The following is a 2,071-nucleotide window of genomic DNA, read 5'->3' on the forward strand; positions in this document are numbered from 1 at the left end:
GTCGCTGCCGCAGCTTCGGTGCATGGTTTAGCCCCGTTACATCTTCCGCGCAGGCCGACTCGACCAGTGAGCTATTACGCTTTCTTTAAATGATGGCTGCTTCTAAGCCAACATCCTGGCTGTCTGTGCCTTCCCACATCGTTTCCCACTTAACCATGACTTTGGGACCTTAGCTGGCGGTCTGGGTTGTTTCCCTCTTCACGACGGACGTTAGCACCCGCCGTGTGTCTCCCGTGATAACATTCTCCGGTATTCGCAGTTTGCATCGGGTTGGTAAGCCGGGATGGCCCCCTAGCCGAAACAGTGCTCTACCCCCGGAGATGAATTCACGAGGCGCTACCTAAATAGCTTTCGGGGAGAACCAGCTATCTCCCGGTTTGATTGGCCTTTCACCCCCAGCCACAAGTCATCCGCTAATTTTTCAACATTAGTCGGTTCGGTCCTCCAGTTAGTGTTACCCAACCTTCAACCTGCCCATGGCTAGATCACCGGGTTTCGGGTCTATACCCTGCAACTTAACGCCCAGTTAAGACTCGGTTTCCCTTCGGCTCCCCTATACGGTTAACCTTGCTACAGAATATAAGTCGCTGACCCATTATACAAAAGGTACGCAGTCACATCACGAAGGCTCCCACTGCTTGTACGTACACGGTTTCAGGTTCTTTTTCACTCCCCTCGCCGGGGTTCTTTTCGCCTTTCCCTCACGGTACTGGTTCACTATCGGTCAGTCAGGAGTATTTAGCCTTGGAGGATGGTCCCCCCATATTCAGACAGGATACCACGTGTCCCGCCCTACTCTTCGAGTTCACAGCAAATGCATCTTCGTGTACGGGAGTATCACCCTGTACCCTGCGACTTTCCAGACGCTTCCACTGACACACATGCTGATTCAGACTCTGGGCTGCTCCCCGTTCGCTCGCCGCTACTGGGGGAATCTCGGTTGATTTCTTTTCCTCAGGGTACTTAGATGTTTCAGTTCCCCTGGTTCGCTTCGTTAAGCTATGTATTCACTTAACGATAGTGTGACGAATCACACTGGGTTTCCCCATTCGGAAATCGTCGGTTATAACGGTTCATATCACCTTACCGACGCTTATCGCAGATTAGCACGTCCTTCATCGCCTCTGACTGCCTAGGCATCCACCGTGTACGCTTAGTCGCTTAACCTCACAACCCGAAGCTGTTTCACTTCTGATTGCGAAAATTTGAGAGACTCGAACACACCTTCATCTGCTCTTATTACGGAGAGCAGACACAGTGTGTCGTTTCAATTTTCAGCTTGATCCAGATTTTTAAAGAGCAAATATCTCAAACATGACTTAACAGTCAGTTTTGAGATACTGATTGGTTGTGCCTTTCACTCACAGCCAGCAAGTGGCGTCCCCTAGGGGATTCGAACCCCTGTTGCCGCCGTGAAAGGGCGGAGTCCTAACCGCTAGACGAAGGGGACACGATGTGTCGCGACTTCGCAGCCGTCTTGCTCGATACTTTTCATCAGACAATCTGTGTGGACACTACAAAGGCAGGTTCTTTAAGGTAAGGAGGTGATCCAACCGCAGGTTCCCCTACGGTTACCTTGTTACGACTTCACCCCAGTCATGAATCACAAAGTGGTAAGCGCCCTCCCGAAGGTTAAGCTACCTACTTCTTTTGCAACCCACTCCCATGGTGTGACGGGCGGTGTGTACAAGGCCCGGGAACGTATTCACCGTAGCATTCTGATCTACGATTACTAGCGATTCCGACTTCATGGAGTCGAGTTGCAGACTCCAATCCGGACTACGACGCACTTTATGAGGTCCGCTTGCTCTCGCGAGGTCGCTTCTCTTTGTATGCGCCATTGTAGCACGTGTGTAGCCCTACTCGTAAGGGCCATGATGACTTGACGTCATCCCCACCTTCCTCCAGTTTATCACTGGCAGTCTCCTTTGAGTTCCCGGCCGGACCGCTGGCAACAAAGGATAAGGGTTGCGCTCGTTGCGGGACTTAACCCAACATTTCACAACACGAGCTGACGACAGCCATGCAGCACCTGTCTCAGAGTTCCCGAAGGCACCAAAGCATCTCTGCT

Annotated in this window: 1 tRNA gene and 2 rRNA genes; all 3 read right to left on the reverse strand. The window is 51.7% G+C overall.

From position 1 onward, the window contains the following. Window positions 1-1,167: ribosomal RNA gene (locus M8318_RS00285) — 23S ribosomal RNA — on the reverse strand; the annotation flags it as partial. A gap of 208 nt (window positions 1,168-1,375) precedes the next feature. Next, window positions 1,376-1,450, reverse strand: a tRNA-Glu gene (locus M8318_RS00290). An 87-nt stretch (window positions 1,451-1,537) separates the two neighbouring features. Next, window positions 1,538-2,071, reverse strand: a 16S ribosomal RNA gene (locus tag M8318_RS00295); the annotation flags it as partial.

The organism is Leclercia tamurae (genome assembly GCF_025566055.1).
Classification (GTDB): domain Bacteria; phylum Pseudomonadota; class Gammaproteobacteria; order Enterobacterales; family Enterobacteriaceae; genus Enterobacter; species Enterobacter tamurae.